Origin of the sequence: Salinibacterium sp. GXW1014 (assembly GCF_044769865.1) — a bacterium.
Lineage (GTDB): Bacteria > Actinomycetota > Actinomycetes > Actinomycetales > Microbacteriaceae > Homoserinimonas.
Genome location: NZ_JBIZWA010000001.1, coordinates 166,552 through 187,064, shown reverse-complemented (window position 1 = coordinate 187,064; position 20,513 = coordinate 166,552). Strand labels below are relative to the sequence as shown.

Annotated in this window: 19 protein-coding genes and 1 tRNA gene; 9 read left to right on the top strand and 11 right to left on the bottom strand. The window is 68.6% G+C overall.

Annotated features, from left to right (window positions below; genetic code table 11):
• Position 1: 1 nt before the first annotated feature.
• The 6 genes from ACIQK7_RS00875 to ACIQK7_RS00850 all read right to left on the bottom strand — a co-directional run bounded on the left by ACIQK7_RS00875 (position 2) and on the right by ACIQK7_RS00850 (position 7,098).
• Positions 2-814: an arginase family protein gene (locus tag ACIQK7_RS00875; protein WP_403020276.1), complete on the bottom strand. Its 813-nt coding sequence runs from the start codon at positions 812-814 to the stop codon at positions 2-4.
• 39 nt (positions 815-853) lie between these two features.
• Entirely contained in the window at positions 854-1,594 is a 741-nt protein-coding gene (locus ACIQK7_RS00870; protein ID WP_403020274.1) for a PspA/IM30 family protein, read from the bottom strand.
• Positions 1,595-1,679: 85 nt separating this feature from the next.
• The gene (locus ACIQK7_RS00865) at positions 1,680-3,722 is read right to left on the bottom strand and encodes a TPM domain-containing protein (RefSeq protein WP_403020272.1); all 2,043 of its coding nucleotides are present in this window, start codon (positions 3,720-3,722) and stop codon (positions 1,680-1,682) included.
• A 41-nt stretch (positions 3,723-3,763) separates the two neighbouring features.
• A complete protein-coding gene (locus tag ACIQK7_RS00860; protein WP_403020270.1) occupies positions 3,764-4,543 on the bottom strand; it encodes a hypothetical protein in 780 nt (259 codons plus the stop codon).
• Positions 4,540-5,079, bottom strand: a complete 540-nt coding sequence (locus ACIQK7_RS00855; RefSeq protein ID WP_403020268.1) for a SigE family RNA polymerase sigma factor — start codon at positions 5,077-5,079, stop codon at positions 4,540-4,542. The genes ACIQK7_RS00860 and ACIQK7_RS00855 overlap by 4 nt, the downstream gene beginning before the upstream one ends.
• A 159-nt stretch (positions 5,080-5,238) precedes the next feature.
• The gene (locus ACIQK7_RS00850; protein ID WP_403020266.1) at positions 5,239-7,098 is read right to left on the bottom strand and encodes a phosphoenolpyruvate carboxykinase (GTP); all 1,860 of its coding nucleotides are present in this window, start codon (positions 7,096-7,098) and stop codon (positions 5,239-5,241) included.
• 128 nt (positions 7,099-7,226) lie between these two features.
• Here ACIQK7_RS00850 and ACIQK7_RS00845 point away from each other — a divergent pair, with 128 nt between their 5' ends.
• The gene (locus ACIQK7_RS00845) at positions 7,227-8,663 is read left to right on the top strand and encodes a helix-turn-helix domain-containing protein (protein WP_403020264.1); all 1,437 of its coding nucleotides are present in this window, start codon (positions 7,227-7,229) and stop codon (positions 8,661-8,663) included.
• Between the two features lies 1 nt (position 8,664).
• On the opposite strand, the gene ACIQK7_RS00840 is transcribed toward ACIQK7_RS00845, so the two are convergent.
• The 3 genes from ACIQK7_RS00840 to ACIQK7_RS00830 all read right to left on the bottom strand — a co-directional run bounded on the left by ACIQK7_RS00840 (position 8,665) and on the right by ACIQK7_RS00830 (position 11,427).
• Positions 8,665-9,660, bottom strand: coding sequence for a cation diffusion facilitator family transporter (locus tag ACIQK7_RS00840; protein ID WP_403020262.1), 996 nt, complete (start codon positions 9,658-9,660; stop codon positions 8,665-8,667).
• Positions 9,657-10,154 carry a transporter substrate-binding domain-containing protein gene (locus ACIQK7_RS00835; protein WP_403020260.1) on the bottom strand — a complete coding sequence of 166 codons (498 nt, stop codon included), beginning with the start codon at positions 10,152-10,154 and terminating at the stop codon, positions 9,657-9,659. Before ACIQK7_RS00835 ends, ACIQK7_RS00840 begins: the two co-directional genes overlap by 4 nt.
• Positions 10,155-10,242: 88 nt before the next feature.
• Positions 10,243-11,427, bottom strand: coding sequence for a RimK family alpha-L-glutamate ligase (locus ACIQK7_RS00830; protein ID WP_403020258.1), 1,185 nt, complete (start codon positions 11,425-11,427; stop codon positions 10,243-10,245).
• 26 nt (positions 11,428-11,453) lie between these two features.
• Between ACIQK7_RS00830 and ACIQK7_RS00825 the strand changes: the two genes are divergently transcribed.
• The 4 genes from ACIQK7_RS00825 to ACIQK7_RS00810 all read left to right on the top strand — a co-directional run bounded on the left by ACIQK7_RS00825 (position 11,454) and on the right by ACIQK7_RS00810 (position 14,428).
• Complete coding sequence (locus tag ACIQK7_RS00825; protein WP_403020256.1) at positions 11,454-11,927, top strand: ATP-dependent zinc protease; 474 nt, start codon at positions 11,454-11,456, stop codon at positions 11,925-11,927.
• A gap of 60 nt (positions 11,928-11,987) precedes the next feature.
• Complete coding sequence (locus ACIQK7_RS00820) at positions 11,988-12,950, top strand: quinone oxidoreductase family protein (RefSeq protein WP_403020254.1); 963 nt, start codon at positions 11,988-11,990, stop codon at positions 12,948-12,950.
• 34 nt (positions 12,951-12,984) lie between these two features.
• On the top strand, positions 12,985-13,620 hold the full coding sequence (locus tag ACIQK7_RS00815; protein WP_403020252.1) for a hypothetical protein: 636 nt from the start codon (positions 12,985-12,987) through the stop codon (positions 13,618-13,620).
• Positions 13,621-13,924: 304 nt separating this feature from the next.
• A complete protein-coding gene (locus tag ACIQK7_RS00810; protein ID WP_403020250.1) occupies positions 13,925-14,428 on the top strand; it encodes a hypothetical protein in 504 nt (167 codons plus the stop codon).
• Between the two features lie 15 nt (positions 14,429-14,443).
• Here ACIQK7_RS00810 and ACIQK7_RS00805 read toward each other — a convergent pair.
• Both ACIQK7_RS00805 and ACIQK7_RS00800 read right to left on the bottom strand, forming a co-directional pair.
• Positions 14,444-14,516 (bottom strand) — tRNA-Arg (locus tag ACIQK7_RS00805).
• Positions 14,517-14,589: 73 nt separating this feature from the next.
• Positions 14,590-15,228 (bottom strand): hypothetical protein, encoded by a 639-nt coding sequence (locus ACIQK7_RS00800; RefSeq protein ID WP_403020248.1) that lies wholly within the window; start codon positions 15,226-15,228, stop codon positions 14,590-14,592.
• A 62-nt stretch (positions 15,229-15,290) separates the two neighbouring features.
• Here ACIQK7_RS00800 and argS point away from each other — a divergent pair, with 62 nt between their 5' ends.
• The 4 genes from argS to ACIQK7_RS00780 all read left to right on the top strand — a co-directional run bounded on the left by argS (position 15,291) and on the right by ACIQK7_RS00780 (position 20,473).
• Entirely contained in the window at positions 15,291-16,940 is a 1,650-nt protein-coding gene (argS, locus tag ACIQK7_RS00795) for an arginine--tRNA ligase (RefSeq protein ID WP_403020246.1), read from the top strand.
• A 2-nt stretch (positions 16,941-16,942) separates the two neighbouring features.
• The gene (locus ACIQK7_RS00790; protein WP_403020244.1) at positions 16,943-17,650 is read left to right on the top strand and encodes an LmeA family phospholipid-binding protein; all 708 of its coding nucleotides are present in this window, start codon (positions 16,943-16,945) and stop codon (positions 17,648-17,650) included.
• A 70-nt stretch (positions 17,651-17,720) separates the two neighbouring features.
• The gene (gene lysA, locus ACIQK7_RS00785; RefSeq protein ID WP_403023903.1) at positions 17,721-19,145 is read left to right on the top strand and encodes a diaminopimelate decarboxylase; all 1,425 of its coding nucleotides are present in this window, start codon (positions 17,721-17,723) and stop codon (positions 19,143-19,145) included.
• Between the two features lie 2 nt (positions 19,146-19,147).
• On the top strand, positions 19,148-20,473 hold the full coding sequence (locus ACIQK7_RS00780; RefSeq protein ID WP_403020242.1) for a homoserine dehydrogenase: 1,326 nt from the start codon (positions 19,148-19,150) through the stop codon (positions 20,471-20,473).
• Positions 20,474-20,513: the final 40 nt, after the last annotated feature.

Genomic DNA, 20,513 nt, shown 5'->3' with positions numbered 1-20,513 from the left:
TTCAGTGGGTCAACGCGCCGATCATCCGAAGAATCGTGCCGAGGTCGTCGTCGGCATCCTCGGCAGACGACGGCATGAAACCGCTGATGCCCGCCCCCGCCAAGGGGAAGCGCGAGACGACGGCGCGGATCGCCGACGTCACCTGCTCGACCTGCATCCCGAAGGGCACCGGGTTGCCCAGTCCGCGCACGGCCGCGGGGTCGAGCACGTCCAGGTCGACGTGCACGTAGACCGATTTCGCCCCTGTGGCGGCCACCGCCTCGACGACCTCGTCGGTTGTGGTCTCGCTCCCCAGCGCGGGGATGCCCGCCGCCTCGATGAACTGCGCCTCGCTCGCGTCGATGTCGCGGGCACCGACCAGCACCAACTGTGACGGCGAGAGCGGATGCGCCGGCACGAGCATGGGCTCGCCCTCGCCGAGCAGCGTGCGCAGCACCATGCCAGTGAAGGCGCCCGACGGCGACGACTCAGGGGTGTTCAGGTCGGGATGGGCGTCGAACCACAGCACCGCGACATCCGGTCGCAGCGCGTGCGGCACCGCCGCCAGTGCGACGCCGCAGTCGCCGCCGATCGTGATGGCCGGCGCATTCGCACGTGAGAGCGCCGCCGCGAGATTGTCACGCACCGCGACGACCGAAGAGGCTCGGTTCACGCGGGTGCCCAGGGCGTCGCCGGCACCCGCCGGAACGTCAACGATCGTCGTCGAGGCGCTCGGGAGGTCGCGACTGATTGCGTGCGCCCCGTCGGCGAGGCGCATCGCGCGGGTCGACGGGGAGCCCTGCCACTGCGGGACGACAAAGAAAGAGGCTGCCACGGCGTCAGTCTTTCACGCCGCAGCAGCCTCCCGACATGCTTACTCTCCCGAGGTCACGGCCTTCGGCGAACCGCCCGACTTGAGGGCAGCCAGGCGCGCCTCAAGCTCGATCGCCTCATCCGAGATCTCGAGCTGCTCGAACTGCGCGTCGAGACTCGAGGATGCGAGTTCCTGCTGGCCCAGCACGCGGGCCTCCTCGCGACGCACCTTCTCCTCGAAGCGGCTGATCTCGCTCGTGGGGTCAAGCAGATCGATGCTCTTCATGGCATCCATGACCTGCGTCTGCGCCTCAGCCGTCTTTGCACGGGCGATCAGCTGGTCACGCTTGGCGGAGAGCTCGCGCAGCTTGCCCTCCATCGCCTCGATGCCCTTCTTGAGCTGAGAGACGACGGCTGTCTGGCTCGCGATGATGGGCTCGGCGTCGCGGGCCTCCTTCTCGGCGGCCATCTGCCGGCCCAGGGCGACCTTCGCGAGGTTGTCGAACTTGTCCGCGTCGGTCGCGTTGCCTGCTGCGCGAAGCTCATCGCCCTTCCGGCTCGCGGCGATGGCCTTGCGGCCCCAGTCCTCGGCGTTCGCGACATCCTCGGCGTGGTCCTGCTCCAGCATCCGGAGGTTGCCGATCGTATCGGCGGTCGCCGCGCGGGCCTCCTCGATGCTGTTCTTGTAGTCGCGGACCATCTGGTCGAGCATCTTGGCGGGGTCTTCCGCCGCGTCCAGCAGCGCGTTGATGTTGGCTTTCGCCAGCTGCGCGATGCGACCGAAGATGGATTGCTTGGCCATAGAGGTGTCCTTTCGTCACGGGCAGCGGGCGCCCTCCCTGCGACTGTATCGGACGCGACTCAGCGCCGACAGGGAGCGCGCTGGCTCAGAATCGGCCGCCGCCCGTGCGGCCACGGGAGCGGCCGGAGCTACGTCCGCTGCTTCTGCTTCTGCTGCTACTCCGGCTACTGCTCCTGCTGCGCGAGCGGCTCGAGCCGAAGCTGCTGCGCCCGCTGCTCGAGGATCCGCTCCAGCCGCCAGGGGCACTTCCCCAGCTGGAGCCGCGGCTGCCAGACCCGCCGAAGATAAGGTCGCCGAGCAGCGCGCCAAGCACGGCGCTGTCGTTGCTGGTCGTTGTGCCGTAGCCGCTGGTGGCCTGCACGTCCGACTGCGCGCGAGCGAGAGCGGTCTCCGCCGTGCTCGCGGCGCGCAGGGCCGTGTCGACCGCGCTGACGGGGTCGTGGTGCGAAGCGACCGCGGCGGCGAGGAGTCGCTCGGCTTCGGCGAGTCGCGTGCGCGCGTGCTCCCTCACGCCTCCGCGTCGCGTCGTGATGAAGGAGGACGCCTGCGCCACAGCCGTCTCGGCGCGCCTGATGGTGTCCGGCAGTTGACGCTGGGCACGGGCGGTGCGCTCCTGCTCCTCGCGCGCGGCGGCGAGGATGCGGTCGAGTTCGGCATCGGCTGCCGTGAGTGAGGTAAGGCTCACGAGGGGATCCCGGTGCCCGTCCCGCGACGACGCGCGATCAACGGCCGCGGATGCCTTCGCCATCGCCCGCGTCAGCTCCTGCGTCGACGCGGCAATTCTGGGGTCGTTCGCCAGTGCGCTGGCGGAGGCGAGGTCATCCTGCGTGTCGCGAACCGCGTCGGTGAGGCGCGCAGAAGCGGCGTCGAGTTCGACCGCGAGGGCATCCACCGCGTCGAGGAGTTGCGCGATGCGTCCCGCGGTGGCCTGCGCCGCACGCACCTGCACGGCGGCGTCCCCTGTCTTCCCGGCCGCGAGGGCCGTCTCTGCAGCACCGCGGGATTCGGCTGCGAAGGTCAGCAATTCGCGAGCCTGAATCGCGTTGTCGGCCACGGCTGAGAGGGCCGATGCGTCGTAGCGCTCAGCCAACTCGGCGAGTGTCCGCTCGGAAGCCGCGACCCTTCCTTCAAGCTCGGTCTCAGTGCGCTGAGCCTCGGCGAGTGCTTGCGGCGCGTTCTTCTCCAGCTCCCGCAGCTCGGCAAAGGCAGCCGCCTGCGCATCGAGTGCGGCGTCGCCCTCGGCCGTCAGCGCGATGATCTGCTCGGCCATGGCGGCCCGCTCCGCATCCGGCTCCTCGTCGGGGTCGTCGAGTCGCTGCTTGAGCTCGAAGGCCTCCATCGACTTGGCGCGCGCCTCGGCGACCGCGTCGCGGAACGGCTTCGTCGCCTGCTCCCCGAACTGCGCCGCGGCGAAGGCGAGTTCCTCGCTGCTCGTCATGAGTTCGTCGTCGAGGGCGACGAGGGCGACGGATGCCCGCTGCTCCAGTTCCTCGAGGCGCGCTGCATCCGCTCGCCGCTGCGCGTTTGCGGCTCTGCGCCGACGGAACGCCGTGAAGCCCCACACACCCAGCCCGATGATGGCAGCGCCGGCGAGGATCGGCAGCCAGTTGATGCCCTGACTGGCACGCGCGTAACCATCGGCTGCGGCGATTGCGGCGCCCGGCCAATCGTCCGCTCGCAGCTGCGGCTCGATATCGTCCTGCTCGACCGAGAGCGTCTTGCCCTCGCTCAGCTCGAAGTCGTCGGGGTACCAGGTGACGTAGTTGCGATCCTCGACTGCCACCGCGAGGAGCACGTCATTGGAGCCGAGTCCATTCCGCTCCGCAGTACGCTCAGCCCAGGCAGCGGGCGCCATCCCGTCGAAGGTGTCGACGTACGCGACGAGCAGCTGGATGCCTGCCTCGGCGTAGAGCTCGTCGAGCGCGTCTTCCACGGCTGCGGCCTGGCCTCCGAGCACGCCCGCCGTGTCGACAACGTCTGATCCGCCGAAGCGCACGGGTTCCTCCGCGGATGCCGTTGCTGGCGCGAGGCACATCGCCGCCACGGCGAGGACAACGATGAGGAGCGCGCGCTCGGCTCCACGGCGAAGTGATGGTCGGATGCGTCGTTGTGCTGCGAGGGTCGTCACGCCTCGACTGTATCGGCGGGCACCGAGCCCTGCCATGGTGGCTATCGCAGCGTGATCTCCTGGGCCGGGCCCGTGAGGAGTTCCGGCGCCGATCCGTCGTCCAGCGTCAACGGGATGATTGCGCGCAGCTGGTAGACGCCGGGCTCCAGAGGCGGCAGGTGGTCGCCCAGGCTCTCGCGCGTCTCGTCCTCCTGCTCGCAGCGCACGGGGAGGTAGCTCGCCTCGAGCCGCATTGACTCGCCCGGTTCGAGGTCGACCTCGGCGCCGGGCAGTTCGCCGGTTTCGCTACTGTGCCACACGGTGACGCCGTCTTCGGCAAGCGCGATGACCGGTTCCTGCGGCACGGTGCCCCGCACGGTGTCGATGCCCGTGTTGCTCACGGTGACGGTGCCGTGCTTCACGGTGCCGTCCGCGGCGGCGAGCGCCTCGAACTCGGGCGTCACCACGAGCCCGGTCATGCTCGGCGCGACCTGCGACACGGGCGCCGCGCAGGCATGCACCTTGCTGGCGGGTGCCAGCGGCATGCCCGAATCGGATGCCCCGCCCTCCGCGCCGAAGAGCGTCGCCTCCTCGCTCGATCCCGCGTCCGCCACCGAGGTGCGGGGCAGGATGTCGCCCAGCCCGCCGAGCGCGGCGGCACCGATACCCACGACGGCGAGTGCCGAGACCGCCGTCGTCATGACGGCACCCACCCGACGCCGAGAGCGGCTGCGCCGGATGACGGAGTCGGGGTCGAGCGTGCCGGGCACGGGGCCGTCGGCGAGGAGCTGACGCAGCCGTCGCTCCTCCTGCGTCTCGTGGCGTGCACGATCATCTGTCATGGGATGCTCCTGACCTGGATGCTGTCATTCGTCTGTTGCGCGCCGCCGTCCTGCAGTGCCGCGGAGAGCTTGGCGAGGCCGTCGCTCAGATACCGCTTGACAGCACCCGAGCTGATGCCGAGGCTCGCCGCGATGTCGTCGACCTTGAGGTCCTCGTAGTAGCGGAGCACGAGGCAGGCTCGTTCGCGTGGGGCGAGCCGCCGCAGTTGCTCGGCCAGGTCGAGCCGCTCCTCGGTCGCCGGCGCGGGGGACTCCTGCTCATCGACCATTGCCGTGAGGTGCGAGATGCGCCGCCACCGGGTCATGCGACGACCCCGATCAAGCGCCGCATTGAGGATGGCCCTGCGCACGTAGGCCTCTGCGCTCTGCAGGCTCAGGCCGTTCCTGAGCCGGCCGAAGGTCTTGACGAGGGCGTCTTGCACGAGGTCGGCCGCATCATCCGGATTGCCAGAGACGAGGGAGGCGTAGCGCACGAGTGCCTCTCCGCGGTGCGCAACGAGGTCGCGCACGACCTGTTCCCACCCCGTCTCGCTCACGTGGCCCTTTCCCCTACGTCAGATGTCATCTGCTCAGAGTGCACCGCTGGCGTGCCCTTCATCTCTCAAGACGCGCACCGTTGCCGAAACGTTGGGGAGGAGATGCAGAAAGGGGCGCCACTCCGTGTGGAGTGGCGCCCCTTCAGGGCCTGTGAAGCGTTACTTCGTCTCGCTCAGGCGCGTGCGCAGTTCGCTGAGCTGCTCGCTGAGCTGCGCGGGCAGCTTCTCGCCGAACTGGGCGAAGAACTGCTCGGTGTCCTCGATCTCGGCGAGCCACGACTCGGGGTCGATCGCGAAGAGCTCCTGCATCTGCTCGTCGCTCAGGTCGAGGCCGTCGATGTTGAGGGCGCCCTCGGAGGGCGCGTAGCCGAGCGGGGTCTCGCGAGCCGTCGCGCGACCGTCGACACGGTCGAGGATCCACTCGAGCACACGGGCGTTCTCGGCGAAGCCGGGCCAGATGAACTTGCCCTCGCTGTCCTTGCGGAACCAGTTGACCTGGAAGATGCGGGGCATGTTGCCGGCGGAGCGAAGGTTCTCACCGACCGAGAGCCAATGCGACCAGTGGTCAGCCATGTTGTAGCCGCAGAACGGCATCATGGCGAAGGGGTCGCGGCGAAGCTCGCCGACGGCACCTTCCGCAGCGGCCGTGCGCTCGGAGGAGACGGTCGCGCCGATGTAGACGCCGTGCTCCCAGTCGCGGGCTTCGACGACGAGCGGCACGTTCGTGGCGCGCCGACCGCCGAAGATGATCGCGTCGATCACGACGCCCTGCGGGTCGTCCCACGAGTCCGCGATCGACGGTGCCTGGTGGGCGGCGACCGTGAAGCGGGAGTTGGGGTGCGCGGCCGGGGTTGCCGACTCGGGCGTCCAGGGGTTGCCCTGCCAGTCGGTCAGGTTCGCGGGTGCCTTGTCGGTCAGACCCTCCCACCACACGTCGCCGTCCTCGCGCAGAGCGACGTTCGTGAAGATCGTGTTGCCCCAGAGGGTCTCGATCGCCGTTGCATTCGTCTTGGGGCTCGTGCCCGGGGCGACTCCGAAGAAGCCGGCCTCAGGGTTGATCGCGCGGAGTCGGCCATCCGGGCCGGGGCGCAGCCATGCGATGTCATCGCCGATGGTCTCTACCTTCCAGCCCGGGATGCTCGGGCGGAGCATCGCGAGGTTGGTCTTGCCGCAGGCGGAGGGGAACGCGGCGGCGACGTGGAAGACGCGGCCCCGCGGGTTGGTGACCTTGAGGAGCAGCATGTGCTCGGCGAGCCAGCCCTCATCACGAGCGAGCACGGAGGCGATTCGCAGCGCGAACGACTTCTTCGCGAGGAGCGCGTTGCCGCCGTAGGAGGAGCCGTACGACCAGATCTCGCGGGTCTCGGGGAAGTGGCTGATGTACTTCGTGTCATTGCACGGCCACGCGACATCCTGCTGGCCCGGCTCAAGGGGCGCGCCGACGCTGTGCACGGCCGCAACCCACTCGGTGTCGTCGTTGATGAGCTCGAGCGCCGCCGTGCCCATGCGGGTCATGACTGCCATGCTCGCGACAACGTAGGGGGAGTCGGTGACCTGCACGCCGAGCTTCGCGAGCGGGCTGCCGATGGGGCCCATCGAGAAGGGCATGACGTACATCGTGCGACCACGCATCGAGCCGTCGAAGATCTCGTCGAAGGTCTTGCGCATCTCGGCGGGGGCGATCCAGTTGTTGGTGGGCCCCGCATCCTCTTCCTTCTCGGAGCAGATGTAGGTGCGCGACTCGACGCGGGCGACATCGCTCGGGTTGCTGCGGGCGAGGAAGCTGTAGGGGCGGTGCTCGGGGTTCAGCTTGATGAGCGTGCCCGCGGCGACCATCTCACGGGTGAGGCGGTCCCACTCCTGGGGCGAGCCGTCGCACCAGACGACACGGTCGGGCTTCGTGAGCTCCGCGATGGAGTCGACCCACGCGACAACCTTCGGGCTTGCACCCTTCGGCACGCCGGCATAGGCCTCGGACGTGGTCTCTGTCGAGCTGGGCCTCGGTGTCGTCAGTGTCATCGGCTTGTCCGTCCGTTCTGTGCGCGGGTGCGCAAAAATGCTTGGTGATTACAGTATGCGGCCCCCACAGGGGCACATCTGCCGATACATGTGCATAAGAACATCGATTCTTTCGCTAACATAAAGTCGTGACCGATCTTGCAACACTGGGCCAGCGCATCCGCCATTTCCGCACCCGAGCAGGCCTCACGCTCGACCAACTGGGAGCAGAGGTCGGCATCGCCGGCAGCCAGCTCTCACTCATGGAGAACGGGCGCAGGGAACCGCGGCTCTCGCTCCTGCAGTCCATCGCCGACAGCCTCAACCTCGAGGTGTCAGAACTCCTGAACTCCGAACCGCCCACCAAGCGCGCGGCGCTCGAGATCGAACTCGAACGGATGCAGCAGGGTGCCCTTTATCAGGGGCTCGGGCTCCCCGGCATCCGTGTCACCCGCTCCATGACCGATGAGACGCTTGAAGCGCTCGTAGGTCTGCACCAGGAACTTGCCCGCCGTGCACGCGAAGCGATCGCCACCCCCGAGGAGGCTCGGCGTGCCAATACGGAGCTGCGGCACCGCATGCGGGAGAAGAACAACTACCTGCCCGAGCTCGAGACGCTCGCGGAAGACCTCCTGCGGGGCGTCGGCCACACGACGGGCGCACTCACGCACCGCTCGGTCGCGCTCATGGCCAAGAAGCTCGGCTTCGACCTCATCCATGTTGACGACCTGCCGCACTCGACCCGCTCCGTCACCGACCTCGAAAACGGGCGAATCTACCTGCCGCCCGCCTCGATCCCGGGCGGCCACGGCCTGCGCTCGATGGCGCTGCAGGCGATGGCCCACCGCCTGCTCGACCACCGCGAGCCCGAGAGCTACGCGCAGTTCCTGCAGCAGCGGCTCGAGATCAACTACTTCGCGGCCGCGTGCCTCATGCCGCTCGGCCCCTCGGTCGACTTCCTCACGAAGGCCAAGAGCGACCGCAACCTCGCGATCGAGGACTTCCGTGATGCCTTCGGGGTGACCCACGAGGCGGCGGCGCTGCGCTTCACGAACCTCGCGACATCCCACCTCGACATGACCGTCCACTTTTTGCGCGTCGGCGACGACGGCGCGCTCTACAAGGGCTACGAGAACGACGGGCTGCTGCTGCCGACGGATGTCACGGGCTCGACCGAGGGCCAGCTCGTGTGTCGCCACTGGAGCGCCCGACTCGCCTTCACGCGCACGAACCGCACGACCGAGTTCTACCAGTACGTCGACACCCCGACGGGCACCTACTGGAACTCGACGCAGACCGGCACGGGCACGCAGGAGGAGTTCTCGATCACCTTCGGTGTGCCCTTCAATGACGCCAAATGGTTCCGCGGCCGCGACACCCGCAACCGCGAGACGTCACGGTGCCCGGATGTGAACTGCTGCCGCCGGCCCTCAGGGGAGAAGGCGGAGCGCTGGTCGGGCAGGGCCTGGGCGAGTGCCAAGCTGCACGCGCACATCCTCTCGCCGCTGCCATCCGGCACGTTCCCGGGGGTCGACGACAGCGAGCTCTACGACTTCCTCGAGGCGCACTCGGGCAACACCGACTGAGTCACTCGTGGCGTTCGCGTTCGGGGTGACGCGCGCTCTCGACCATCTCGGGCAGCTCGTCGACGGGCACGATGAGGATGTCGTGCACGCGCCAGTCGAGCGCGATGCATCCCTGGCGTGCCTCGTCGAGTCGGCGCAGTGGGGGCGTGCGGCCGAACTTCGGCACGACGAAGGCGTCGACCTGGAAGACATGGCCTTCGTCGCGCACCCGCACCCCCGCATCCCGCACCCAGCGGAGACCGCGCAGGTAATCCTGGATCTCGCCGGCGACGGGGTGTGGTCGCCGGTCATCAAAGGTCGTCGCGCGCTCGTCCATTAGGTCGAGCACGGCGCCCTTCATATTGCGGAGTCCGTCCCAGAGGATGCTGCTCGAGATGAAGAGGGCGGCCGCTGAGTCGAACCACCACAGGCCGATCCCGACCCCCGCGACGCCGACCGCCGAGCCGACCGCCGTCATCCAGTCGGCCTTGTTCATGTCGGCATCGGCGTAGAGGATCTTGTCGTGGAGGTCTTCTGCGAGCTTCATCTTCTTGTGGCCGATGATGACCGGTGGCACCGCGATGAGCAGCATGACGCCGATCATGAGCCAGCCGAGCCAGATGACGTTGCCGAAGAGCACGACCGTGCCGATCGAGGGATGCTCGCCCGTGACAAGACCAGACCCCGAGTCAATGATGAGGAAGATGCCCATGGCCGTGAGGGCGAGGGCCGAGACGAGGTGCCCGACGCCCACCGCGCGGTGGTAGCCATAGGGATGCCGAATGGTCGCCTTGCGGCGCGTGATGCGCACGGCGACAAGGAACGCGATGGGCGGGATGAACGACAGCATGTCCTCGAGCCACGCGGCCTTCATCGCCTGCGAATTGCCGAGCACGAGGAAGACCAGCGTGACGGTCACGGCGAGGAAGGCGATCGTGATCCACTCGAGGCGCACCGCCTGCGTGAGCGTCGCCTCCTTCTCATCGCTCAGTTCACGAAGCTCGTACTTGCCTTTCACCGCTCGTCCTTCTGCTCGTGTTCTGTCAGGAAGGTCTCGAGTTTCGTGAGAAAGGCGTTCTCGCCCATGGGCGCCAGCATGACGAGTTTGAGCGTTGTGCCGTCGGGTTCTGTGACTTCGAGGTAGGGCCGCGTCACTGCGGCTTTGTTCGACCAGGGGGTCGTGTCGGTGAAGCCACCGATCACGAGGTCGAGCCGCCCCGCTTCGAGGTCGCGCACGAGCGATTCCTCCGAGCCCGGCACCCACTCGAGCTCGGCGTCGACGCTGTCGGCGAAGTCCTCGATCAGCTCGACATCATTGCCGGATGGCTCGCCGTTGTCGTCGATCGTGACGCGGTCGTCGTTCGGGGTCACGCCGACTCGAAGCACGCCGTCGGTGACGCCCTCAAGCGTGCCGTCGGGATCCGTGGGCACCGTGAGGCCGCAGCCCGTGAACCCCAGGAGGGCGGCGATGAGGGCAGCCCATGCGAGGCGTGGGGTGTTCAACCTGCTCATGCGAGGAACGCTAGTCCGCCCCACCCGATTCGCAAGGGAGCCACCGTTCAGCCCGCTGTGGCATCCGGGAGATGTCACCGCGGATGCGTTACTCGGCGGGCGGGGCCTTCGGCAGGCGACGCACCTTCGCGCGCCTCCTGCGGCTCGGGATCATGGAGCGCATCTCCTCGGTCTTGCCGAAGCACAGCAGGCGGTCCTCGGCCTGCAGCAGCTGGCGCGAACGCGGGTTCGGGATGACGGAGGTGCCGCGGTTGAGCGTCAGCACCGTGATGTCCCGCTCCAGCAGGCCCGATTCGCCGAGCGTCTTGCCGACGAGGTCGGCGCCCGCGTGCACGACCAGTTCCGCGACGCCGTACCCGGTCGAGACCGCGAGGCGCTGGCGCACGTCGATGTCGGGGAAGGCGACCTCGTTGGAGATGTAATCGATGATCGCGCCGGCGACGTCGAGCTTCGTCGCCGTCTCGATGCCCTGCAGGCCCGGCGAGGAGTTGACCTCCATGACCAGTGGGCCATCCGAGCCTTCCAGCATGTCGACGCCGGCGACCTTGAGCCCCATGATCTGGGCGGAGCGCACGGCGGTGCGCTCGAACTCGGGGCTGAGCTCGACGGGCTCGACATTGCCGCCGCGGTGCACGTTGGAGCGGAACTCGTCGCCCACCGCCCTGCGGCGCATCGCTGCGACCACGCGGTCACCCACGACGAGGGCACGGATGTCGCGGCCCCGGCTCTCCTTGATGAAGCGCTGGATCAGCACGTTCTGGTTGGTGGAGTGCAGTGTCTCGATGATGGCCTCGGCGACCTTGGCATCTGGGGCCAGGATGACGCCGATGCCCTGCGTGCCCTCGAGGAGCTTGATGACGACGGGGGCGCCGCCGACCTGCTCGATCGCCGGCCGCACGTCGGCGCGGTTCCGCACGAAGGCCGTCGCTGGCATGGCGATGTTGTGGCGGGAGAGGATCTGTGTCGCCCGCAGCTTGTCGCGCGCGTTCGTGATGCCGTTGGCCGTGTTGGGCGTGTAGACATCCATCTGTTCGAACTGCCGCACGACGGCCGTGCCGAAGTACGTGATGGAGTTGCCGATGCGCGGCAGGATCGCGTCGTAGGTCGAGAGCGGGCGCCCGCGGAAGTGCAGGTCTGGCTCATCACCCGAGAGGTCGATCGCGAAGCGCAGGGTGTTGAGCACCTTGACCTCATGCCCGCGCTGGAGGGCGGCTGAACGCAGCCGCTGGGTGGAGTACGACTGGCGCGCGCGGGAAAGAATTGCGAGTTTCATTGTGCTTGCCCTGACAAGATGGGGGGATGGGACAGGATCCTCATTCAATCACCACTGTCGGGTGGCGTGAATGGGTGAGCATTCCGGAATCCGGCGTCCCCTGGATCAAGGCCAAACTCGACACCGGCGCGCGCACCTCGAGCCTGCACGCCTTCGACATCGAGTTGATTCCCGGCGAGCGGGAGCGCGTGCGGTTCTCCGTGCATCCGTGGCAGAAGTCGCACCGGGATGCGGTCGAGATCGAATGCGATGTGCACGACCACAGGTCGGTGCGCAGCTCCTCGGGGCACACGACGGAGCGCATCGTCGTGTTGATGGACATCTCGATGCATGGCCGGGTCGTCACGGCGGAGGTCACGCTCGCGAACCGCGACTCGATGGGGTTCAGGATGCTCATCGGCCGGGAGGCGCTGCGGCAGGGGTTCCTCGTCGATTCGGCGCGGTCGTTCCTCGGAGGCAAGGCGCCGCGTGAGGCGCGGCGGGCGAACCGCGGCCGGTGACGCGTCGCGGGCGGGTGGCTACGCTGGGATGACGGGTTCTGACGAGAGTGGAGTCATGTCATGCGCAGCATCGTCGTCAATGAGCAGGGTGGTCCTGAGAAGCTTGTCCTGACGGAGCGGCCGACGCCGCAACCGGGACCGGGCGAGGTGCTAGTGCGCACCCACGCGGCCGGCGTCAACTTCTATGACACCTACGTGCGCGCGGGCGTGTACAAGGCGAAACTCCCGTTCACGCCCGGGGTCGAGGCATCCGGAACCGTCGAGGCGCTCGGCGAGGGCGTGACCTCACTCGAGGTTGGCGACAGGGTCGCGACGGTGGATGCCGCCGGCACCTACTGCGAGTACTTCACGGTGCGGGCTGACCTGGCCATGCGCGTGCCAGAGGGCGTCGACCCGGATGTCGCGGCGGCCGCGCCTTTGCAGGGGCTCACGGCGCACTTCCTCTCGACGTCGATCACGCCGCCGGCCGAGGGTGACACGGTCATCGTGCACGCGGGCGCGGGCGGGGTTGGGCTGCTGCTGACGCAGTGGCTCGTCTCGCGCGGCGTGCGGGTCTTCACGACCACGTCGACCGCTGAGAAGGCCGAACTGAGCAGGGCTGCTGGGGCAACGGATGTCTTCTCCTACGACGATTTCGCGGAGCGGAGTCGCGAGATGACCGATGGGGAGGGTGTCGCGGTCGTCTATGACGGTGTCGGGCGTTCGACCTTCGACGGGTCGCTCGCCTCGCTGCGCACGCGCGGCACGCTCATCCTCTTCGGCGGGGCGAGCGGGCAGGTGGAACCCTTCGACCTGCAGCGGCTCAATGCGGGCGGCTCGCTCCTCGTCACGCGGCCGAGCCTGTGGCACTTCCTGCGCGATGAGGCGGAGCGGCAGTGGCGCTGGGGCGACCTCTTCGCCGCGATCGCGGAGGGCACGCTCTCGGTGCGCATCGGCGAGGCGTTCTCGCTCGAGGATGCACGCCGCGCGCACGAGGCACTCGAGTCGCGCGGCACGACGGGCAAGGTCATCCTGCGAGCCTGATCGCGCGCCCAACTGGCGTCGCTATCCTGTGGCCATGGCCATCCTCTTCCGCGCGCAGTTGCGTCCCAGCAAGCTCGAACTGATCGTCCCCTGGCTCGTTGAACAGCCGTGGGCCTATCCGTCCGAGGAGGAGTGGCGCAGCGTCGCGACCTATCGTTTCGATGACCCGGCCGGCGAGGTCGGAATGGAGACCTTCATCCTGAGCGCCGGGCAGGGCGAGGCGCTCCATGTGCCCGTCACCTACCGCGGCGCTCCGCTCGAGGGGGCGGATGCCGCGCTCATCGGCACCATGGACCACTCGGTGCTCGGCCAGCGCTGGGCCTACGACGCCACCGGCGACCCCGTGTATGCGCAGGTGCTCGCCTCCACGATCCTGAATGGCGGCACGGAAGCCGAGCTCTACGTCGAGAAGGATGGCCAGCGCGAGCTCATCGCCGGCACGGCGCAGGTGCGGGGGAGCGGCTCGGAGTCGCGTGAGGTTCCCGTGCCGTCCGAGCTGCAGGTCGACAGCTCCGGAACGGTCACGACCATTACGACCGGGGATGCGGTGCTCAGCGTCATCCGTCGCGTCGGTGACGCACTGCCCGGCGACGTGGCCGCGAGCCTCACGGGCGTGTGGGAGAGAAGCCCCGGGCCGACGCCGCTCGCGGGCTACACGCCGCGCGTCTGACGAGCGAGTGCTACAGGTTTGGGCCCGCTGCTACAGATAAAGCTGGCGCGCACAGAGGAAACTGTGGCCGTAGGGCGAGCGACAGGGAAGAGGCACATTGGACCGTGCTGGAGATCCCGATTTGCCCCCGTAACGCGGGGGCGTTGTGCGTCTATGACGCAACGCAATGGTCACTAGCCGGAGGTGTGCGTCAGGAGAGATTGCTGGTGAAGAACGCGGCGTTCTGCCATGGTGAGTGAATGAAACTCACCAAGATCGAGGGAGTTCTGATGTCGCCACGCCGACTTGGAAGCAGCTTCTCTGGATGGGGATAGTCCTGGCGTTCACCGGCTTGATCGCTCGGCTGTACCTTGTGCCGCTGGTGTTCGCGCTCTGGGGAGACGCTGGGCTGAACGCCCCGGCACTGCACTGGACGCAGGCAGTGCTCGGTCAGGTTGCGCTCCAATTCGGCCTTGCGCTCATCGCGTTCTTGATCGTCATTCGAGCATCCGAACGCTTCAGGTCACCGAGCGACGCCGGAGCGAATGACCTCGTGGACACAGGGGCAGCCCTGTTCGCGCGCCGGATCCTCAAGCGGCTGTTCTGGGTCGGTGTCGCGCTGGCCGTGCTGGGTCTGGTTGTGCAGGAATCACTGCAGCAATGGCAGCACGACCTCCTGGGCGCGGTGGACGTCGCGGGCAATCTCGCCCGGGACATCCTGTGGCTCGTGGGCGCGCCGTTCGAAGCGGTCGCCATGCCGCTGGGGGTCATGCTGGCTAGTGGTGCTCTCGCCGTTCGAACGCTCGAGCCCGAACCATCTGCCGCGTGAGAAAGACTCAGAAAGTGCCCTCGGAGGGATTCGAACCCCCGACCTTCGGTACCGGAAACCGGCGCTCTATCCCCTGAGCTACGAGGGCGGATGCTCTCCGGGCGTGGAGGCCCGAAGTGCGTGACTAGGTTAGCAGCACGCCGCGCGGCGAACTGTCACCGCTAACCGAGGTGCGAGACCGCGGTCGTGGCCAGCTGGGCCGCGTCGGCGGCGGCCGTGAAGATGTCGGATGTCACGGTCACGAGGTGCTCGCCCGCGATGACGGTCGCGGTGCCGCCCCCGAACCATCCCTCGCCGCCGAGCCCGTCGGCGGGCGTCGCGCTTGCCGAGAGTTCGGCGCGCAGCTGCGTGAGCGCGGTCGGCCCGGGCTTGGACGCGGCGACGACGATCGTCTCGTTGCTCGTGAGGTTGCGGTAGACGCAGGCGACGCCCTTCGCGGCGACGGCTCGTGCGCCAGCGGTGCCGGCCGCGGGTGCCTCGCCCTCGATGTAGGCGAGGTTGGGGTTGTAGGCGTAGAGGTCGTCGGGCGTGATGAGCTGCTGGCAGGTGACGCCGACGGGGGCCGCCTCGTCGGCGGGCGGGACGGGTGCCTCACTCGGCTCGGCGCTCGCGGAGGGGGTCACCGTGGGGCTCGCCGAGGGGGAGGGTGAACCGGAGGCATCCGGAGTGGGCGTGGGCTCGCTCGTCGCGCAGCCGCTGAGGGCGAGGAGCCCCGCGAGGGCGACACCGACGCAGGTGAGGCGACGTCGACGCACGATGCCAGCGGGGGCCTGGACGGGGGAGGGCTTCACGAGGTTCACCCCTCCATCATGCCCGGGGTGGCCACCCGCCTCCGGATGACCCACCCGATAGAATTCGAATCGTGACCCCCGCTGAACTCTCCGCCGCCCTGCTCGATATCGTCACCGCCTCGATCGCGGCCCGCGGGAGTGACGCATCCGTCACCATCGACGACGTGCGGCTCGACCGGCCCCGCAACCGCGACCACGGTGACTGGGCGTCGAACGTTGCCATGAAGTTCGCGAAGAAGCTGGGCGCCAACCCGCGCGAGCTCGCCACCGAGATCGCGTCGGCCCTGAAGGATGTCGAAGGTGTGGCGGCAGTGGATGTCGCTGGCCCCGGGTTCATCAACGTGACCCTCGATGCCGCGGCTGCCGGGGCACTCGCCAAGTCGATCGTGGAGCAGGGCGACGCCTATGGCCGCAGCGATGCGCTCGCCGGCCAGACGATCAACCTGGAGTTCGTGTCGGCCAACCCGACCGGGCCGCTCCACATCGGCCACACCCGCTGGGCTGCCCTGGGCGACGCGCTCGGCCGCGTACTGCGCGCCGCCGGTGCGGATGTCGCCAACGAGTTCTACATCAACGACGCCGGCAACCAGATGGACAACTTCGGCGCGAGCGTGCTCGCCGCCGCGAAGGGGGAGCCGACGCCCGAGAACGGCTACCCCGGGCAGTATGTCGCCGACCTCGCGAAGGCCGTGCTCGAGCGTGAGCCCGGCCTGCTTGACCTGCCCGACGCGGAGGCGCTGGCCACTGCCCGCGAACTCGGCTACGAGCTGCAGCTGCAGGAGATCAAGGACTCCCTCGCCCGCTTCAACGTGCACTTCGACGTCTGGTTCTCAGAGCGGCAGCTGCACGCGGGCGCACCGAGCAAGATCGACACCGCCGTTGAGCGCCTGCGCGAGCAGGGCCACGTCTATGACGAAGACGACGCGATCTGGGTGCGCACGACCGACTTCGGCGACGACAAGGACCGCGTCATCAAGCGCGGCAACGGCATCTACACCTACTTCGCCGCCGACGCTGCGTACTACCTGAGCAAGACCGACCGCGGTTTCGGCCACAAGATCTACCTGCTCGGCGCCGACCACCACGGCTACGTGCACCGCATCAAGGCGATCGCGGGCGCATCCGGTGACGACCCCGCGAAGGACGTCGAGGTGCTCATCGGCCAGCTCGTCTCGATCAATGGCGCCAAGCTGTCGAAGCGCGCCGGCAACATCATCGAGCTCAACGACCTGCAGGCCTGGCTGGGCACGGATGCCCTGCGCTACTCCCTCGCGCGCTATCCGGCCGACTCGCCCCTCACGCTCGATCCCGAGATCCTGCAGCGCCGCACCAACGACAACCCCGTCTTCTATGTGCAGTACGCGCACGCCCGCACCAACCAGGTCACCCGCAACGCGGCCGCATCCGGGGTCTCCCGCGAGGGCTTCGACGCCTCGACGCTCGAGCACGAGACCGAGAGCGTGCTGCTGGGGGCGCTCGCCGAGTTCCCGCGCGTCGTCGCGCACGCCGCCGAACTTCGCGAGCCGCACCGTGTGGCCCGCTACGCGGAGCAGCTCGCGGGCTCCTACCACCGTTGGTACGACAATTGCCGGGTCACGCCGCTCGGCGATGAGCCCGTGACATCCGTGCATTCGTCGCGGCTCTGGCTCAACGACGCCACCGGCCAGGTACTCCGCACTGCGCTCGGCCTGCTCGGCGTCTCAGCTCCCGAGAGGATGTAGCCATGGCTCGCCGGCCCGTCGATCCGCGCAACCCGAAGCCGAGCGTTGGCCGACGCATCCTGAAGGCGATCATCGGCCTCACGGTCGCCGCGGCCATGCTGGCTGGCGCCTTCGTGCTGATCGACATGGGCCTGCGCGACTTCGCCGAGACGCGGGCCGAGGCCGAGATCAAGCGTCGCGTGCCTGGCAAGGCGGTGGGGGCGGATGTCACCATCAACGGCTTCTCGATGCTGATGCAGGTCGCACAGGGCGAACTCGATGACGTCGACGTGACCTTCACGCTCGGCCCGGAGGGGCTCGACCGGCTCGCCCAGAATGCGGGGTACACAGGCGACGTGAGCATCGCCGACGGTGCGGTCGCCGTGGCCAACGAGATCGAGGTGCTCGGCACGGTCATCCCCTTCTCGGTCGCGCTCGAGCCCACGCTCGATGAGACGGGCCACCTCGTGCTGACGGCGGTCGGGGTCACGGCGGGCGACGCGGTCGACATCGACCTCAGCCAGTTCGTCGACCTCGCCACCGCGGGCGTGAAGGTGTGCTCGGCGTCGCTCCTGCCCGAGTCGATCCGCCTCACGGGCGTCACGGTCGACGACGGTGCGCTCGAGTTCACGGCGCACGGCAGCGGAGTGCCCACGAATCTCGACGCCCTCTCGACCCGCGGCGAGTGCCTCACGGAGGAGACCTCGGCGGGCGAAGCGCCCGCCGAGTAATAGGATTTGTGGAGGCGTGCCCGGCGCGCACCCCGACAACCGCTCAAGCTCTCTCGACCGTAAGGCCCCTGTGACCTCCAACCCGCTCGCCCCCGACTGGCTTGCCGTGCCCGCTGACGCCAACGGGCTCGACCCGGCGATCTGGGCCCGCAGCGTCTCCCGCGGTGCCGAGGGCGTCATCGAGATCGACGGGGTTCCCGCGACGCAGCTCGCGGCCGAATACGGCACGCCTCTCTACGTCATGGACGAGTCCGACGTGCGCCACCGCGCGCGCGAGGCCCGCACGTCATTCGACCGGGAGTTCGCCGCCGTCGGCAGCTCGGCCAAGGTCTACTACGCGGGCAAGGCCTTCCTCTCCGCCGAGGTCGCACGTTGGGTGACCGAAGAGGGCCTGTACATCGACGTCGCGAGCGAAGGCGAGCTGGCGGTCGCGCTCGCGGCTGGCGTCGACCCGGCTCGCCTCGGCCACCACGGCAACAACAAGTCACTCCGCGAGATCGACCGATCCGTGGCATCCGGTGTCGGGGTCATCGTGATCGACAGCGCCGAAGAAGTGGAGCGCGTCGCCGAGGCGGCTGCGCGCCACACCGTGCGCCAGCGCGTGCGGCTCCGCGTCAACAGCGGCGTGCACGCGAGCACGCACGAATACCTCGCCACCGCTCGCGAAGACCAGAAGTTCGGCATCGCCCTTGCGGATGCCGCGTCGCTCGTCGCCCGCATCCGCTCGCACGACTCGCTCGAGTTCACCGGGCTGCACGCACACATCGGTTCCCAGATCTTCGAGGCGGTCGGCTTCGGTGAATCCGCCCGTCGGCTCATGACCCTGCAGGCAGAACTGCTCAACGACGGCCCTGTTCCCGAAATCAACCTCGGCGGCGGCTTCGGCATCGCCTACACGAGCGTCGACGAGGCCATCTCCCTCCCCGAGATCGCGCGCTCCCTCGCCCAGATCGTCGCCGCGGAATCGTCACGGCTCGGCATCCCCGTGCCCGTCGTCGCGGTCGAGCCGGGCCGCGCCATCGTGGGCCCATCCACCTTCACGCTCTATGAGGTCGGCACGGTCAAAGACGTGCTCGTGGCCATGGGCGGCACGACCGACGCCGAATCCGCCGTGCGCAAGTACGTGAGCGTCGATGGGGGAATGGGCGACAACATCCGCCCGGCCCTTTATGAAGCCGACTACACCGTGCGCATCGCGAGCCGCGCATCCGACGCCGAACCGGCGCTCGTGCGCGTCGCGGGCAAGCACTGCGAGAGCGGCGATGTCGTCGTGCGTTCCGACTATCTGCCCTCCGATGTGCGCGCAGGTGACCTAGTCGCCGTGCCGGCGACGGGCGCCTACTGCTGGTCACTCTCCAGCAACTACAACTATCTCGCGCGGCCCGCGGTCGTCGCGGTTCGCGACGGGCAGGCCCGCGTGATCGTGCGCGGCGAGACCGAAGAAGACCTGCTGTCGAGGGATGCGGGAATCGTCCCGGCGAGAAGGAACGGATAGCCATGATCGAGTACCGAAACCTGCGCGTCGCCCTCCTGGGTGCGGGCTCCGTCGGCGCCCAGGTGGTGGCGCAGCTGCAGAAGCACGGCGACGAGCTCGCGCTCCGTGCTGGCGCCGGCTTCGAACTGATCGGTGTCGCGGTTCGGGATGTCGATGCCCCGCGCAGCGCCGACATCCCGCGTGAGCTCCTCACGACCGATGCGGAATCGCTCATCGTGGGCGCCGACATCGTCATCGAGCTGATTGGCGGCATCGAGCCCGCGCGCAGCTACATCCTGCAGGCACTCAACGCGGGTGCGGATGTCGTCACCGCCAACAAGGCGCTCATCGCGACCCACGGCCCCGAACTCTTCGCCGCCGCCGAGCAGGTCGGCGCGCAGCTCTACTACGAGGCGGCCGTCGCGGGCGCGATCCCCATCATCCGTCCGCTGCGTGACAGCCTCGCGGGTGACCACGTCAACCGCATCCTGGGCATCGTCAACGGCACGACCAACTACATCCTCGACCGCATGGACACGGATGGGCAGAGCCTCGAGGAGGCCCTCGCCGCCGCGACCGAGCTCGGCTACGCGGAGGCCGACCCCACGGCAGACATCGAGGGCTACGACGCCGCGCAGAAGGCGGCGATCCTCGCGAGCCTCGCCTTCCACACCGCCGTGCCCATCGAGGCCGTCTACCGCCAGGGCATCACCTCGGTCACGGGTGAGCAGGTCGAGGCCGCGCGCCGGGCCGGCTACGTCATCAAGCTCCTTGCGATCTGCGAGCGGCTCATCGACGCCGACGGTGACGCCGGGGTGAGCGCGCGGGTCTACCCGGCGCTCGTGCCCCGCACGCATCCGCTCGCCGCAGTGCATGGCGCCAAGAACGCGGTCTTCGTCGAGGCGGAGGCCGCCGGCGACCTCATGTTCTACGGTGCCGGCGCCGGCGGGCTCGAGACCACCTCGGCCGTGTTGGGCGACGTCGTCTCGGCCGCCCGGCGGCACGTCATCGGCGGTCCCGGCCTCGCGGAGTCGACGCACGCCGACCTGCCCCTCCTGCCGATCGAGAGCGTGAGCACCCGCTACCAGATCAGCCTCCTGGTCAATGACCGGCCCGGCGTGCTCGCATCCGTCGCGGCCGTGTTCAGCGAGCACGGTGTCTCGGTCGAGACCGTGCACCAGTCGGTCAGCTCGCCGGGCGACGACGGCGCCGCGGCCACCGCTACCCTTGTGATCGGCACGCACGAGGCATCCGAGGCGTCCCTCGCAGACACGGTCGAGGCTCTCGCGGCGCACAGCGACACCGTGAGGGCAGTTACCTCCGTGCTGCGCGTCGAGGGCACCGACTAGTCGCCCACCACGGCGATCCCGAAGCACCACCGATAGAAGG

What these genes read in the sequence shown, in the direction of transcription:
- ACIQK7_RS00825 (WP_403020256.1), top strand. Translation starts at nt 11,454, where the DNA reads ATGGGACAGGATCCTCATTCAATCACCACTGTCGGGTGGCGTGAATGG.
- ACIQK7_RS00810 (WP_403020250.1), top strand. Translation starts at nt 13,925, where the DNA reads ATGGGGATAGTCCTGGCGTTCACCGGCTTGATCGCTCGGCTGTACCTT.
- ACIQK7_RS00780 (WP_403020242.1), top strand. Translation starts at nt 19,148, where the DNA reads ATGATCGAGTACCGAAACCTGCGCGTCGCCCTCCTGGGTGCGGGCTCC.
- ACIQK7_RS00860 (WP_403020270.1), bottom strand. Translation starts at nt 4,543, where the DNA reads ATGACAGATGATCGTGCACGCCACGAGACGCAGGAGGAGCGACGGCTG.
- ACIQK7_RS00790 (WP_403020244.1), top strand. Translation starts at nt 16,943, where the DNA reads ATGGCTCGCCGGCCCGTCGATCCGCGCAACCCGAAGCCGAGCGTTGGC.
- ACIQK7_RS00835 (WP_403020260.1), bottom strand. Translation starts at nt 10,154, where the DNA reads ATGAGCAGGTTGAACACCCCACGCCTCGCATGGGCTGCCCTCATCGCC.
- ACIQK7_RS00820 (WP_403020254.1), top strand. Translation starts at nt 11,988, where the DNA reads ATGCGCAGCATCGTCGTCAATGAGCAGGGTGGTCCTGAGAAGCTTGTC.
- ACIQK7_RS00870 (WP_403020274.1), bottom strand. Translation starts at nt 1,594, where the DNA reads ATGGCCAAGCAATCCATCTTCGGTCGCATCGCGCAGCTGGCGAAAGCC.
- ACIQK7_RS00815 (WP_403020252.1), top strand. Translation starts at nt 12,985, where the DNA reads ATGGCCATCCTCTTCCGCGCGCAGTTGCGTCCCAGCAAGCTCGAACTG.
- ACIQK7_RS00850 (WP_403020266.1), bottom strand. Translation starts at nt 7,098, where the DNA reads ATGACACTGACGACACCGAGGCCCAGCTCGACAGAGACCACGTCCGAG.
- ACIQK7_RS00830 (WP_403020258.1), bottom strand. Translation starts at nt 11,427, where the DNA reads ATGAAACTCGCAATTCTTTCCCGCGCGCGCCAGTCGTACTCCACCCAG.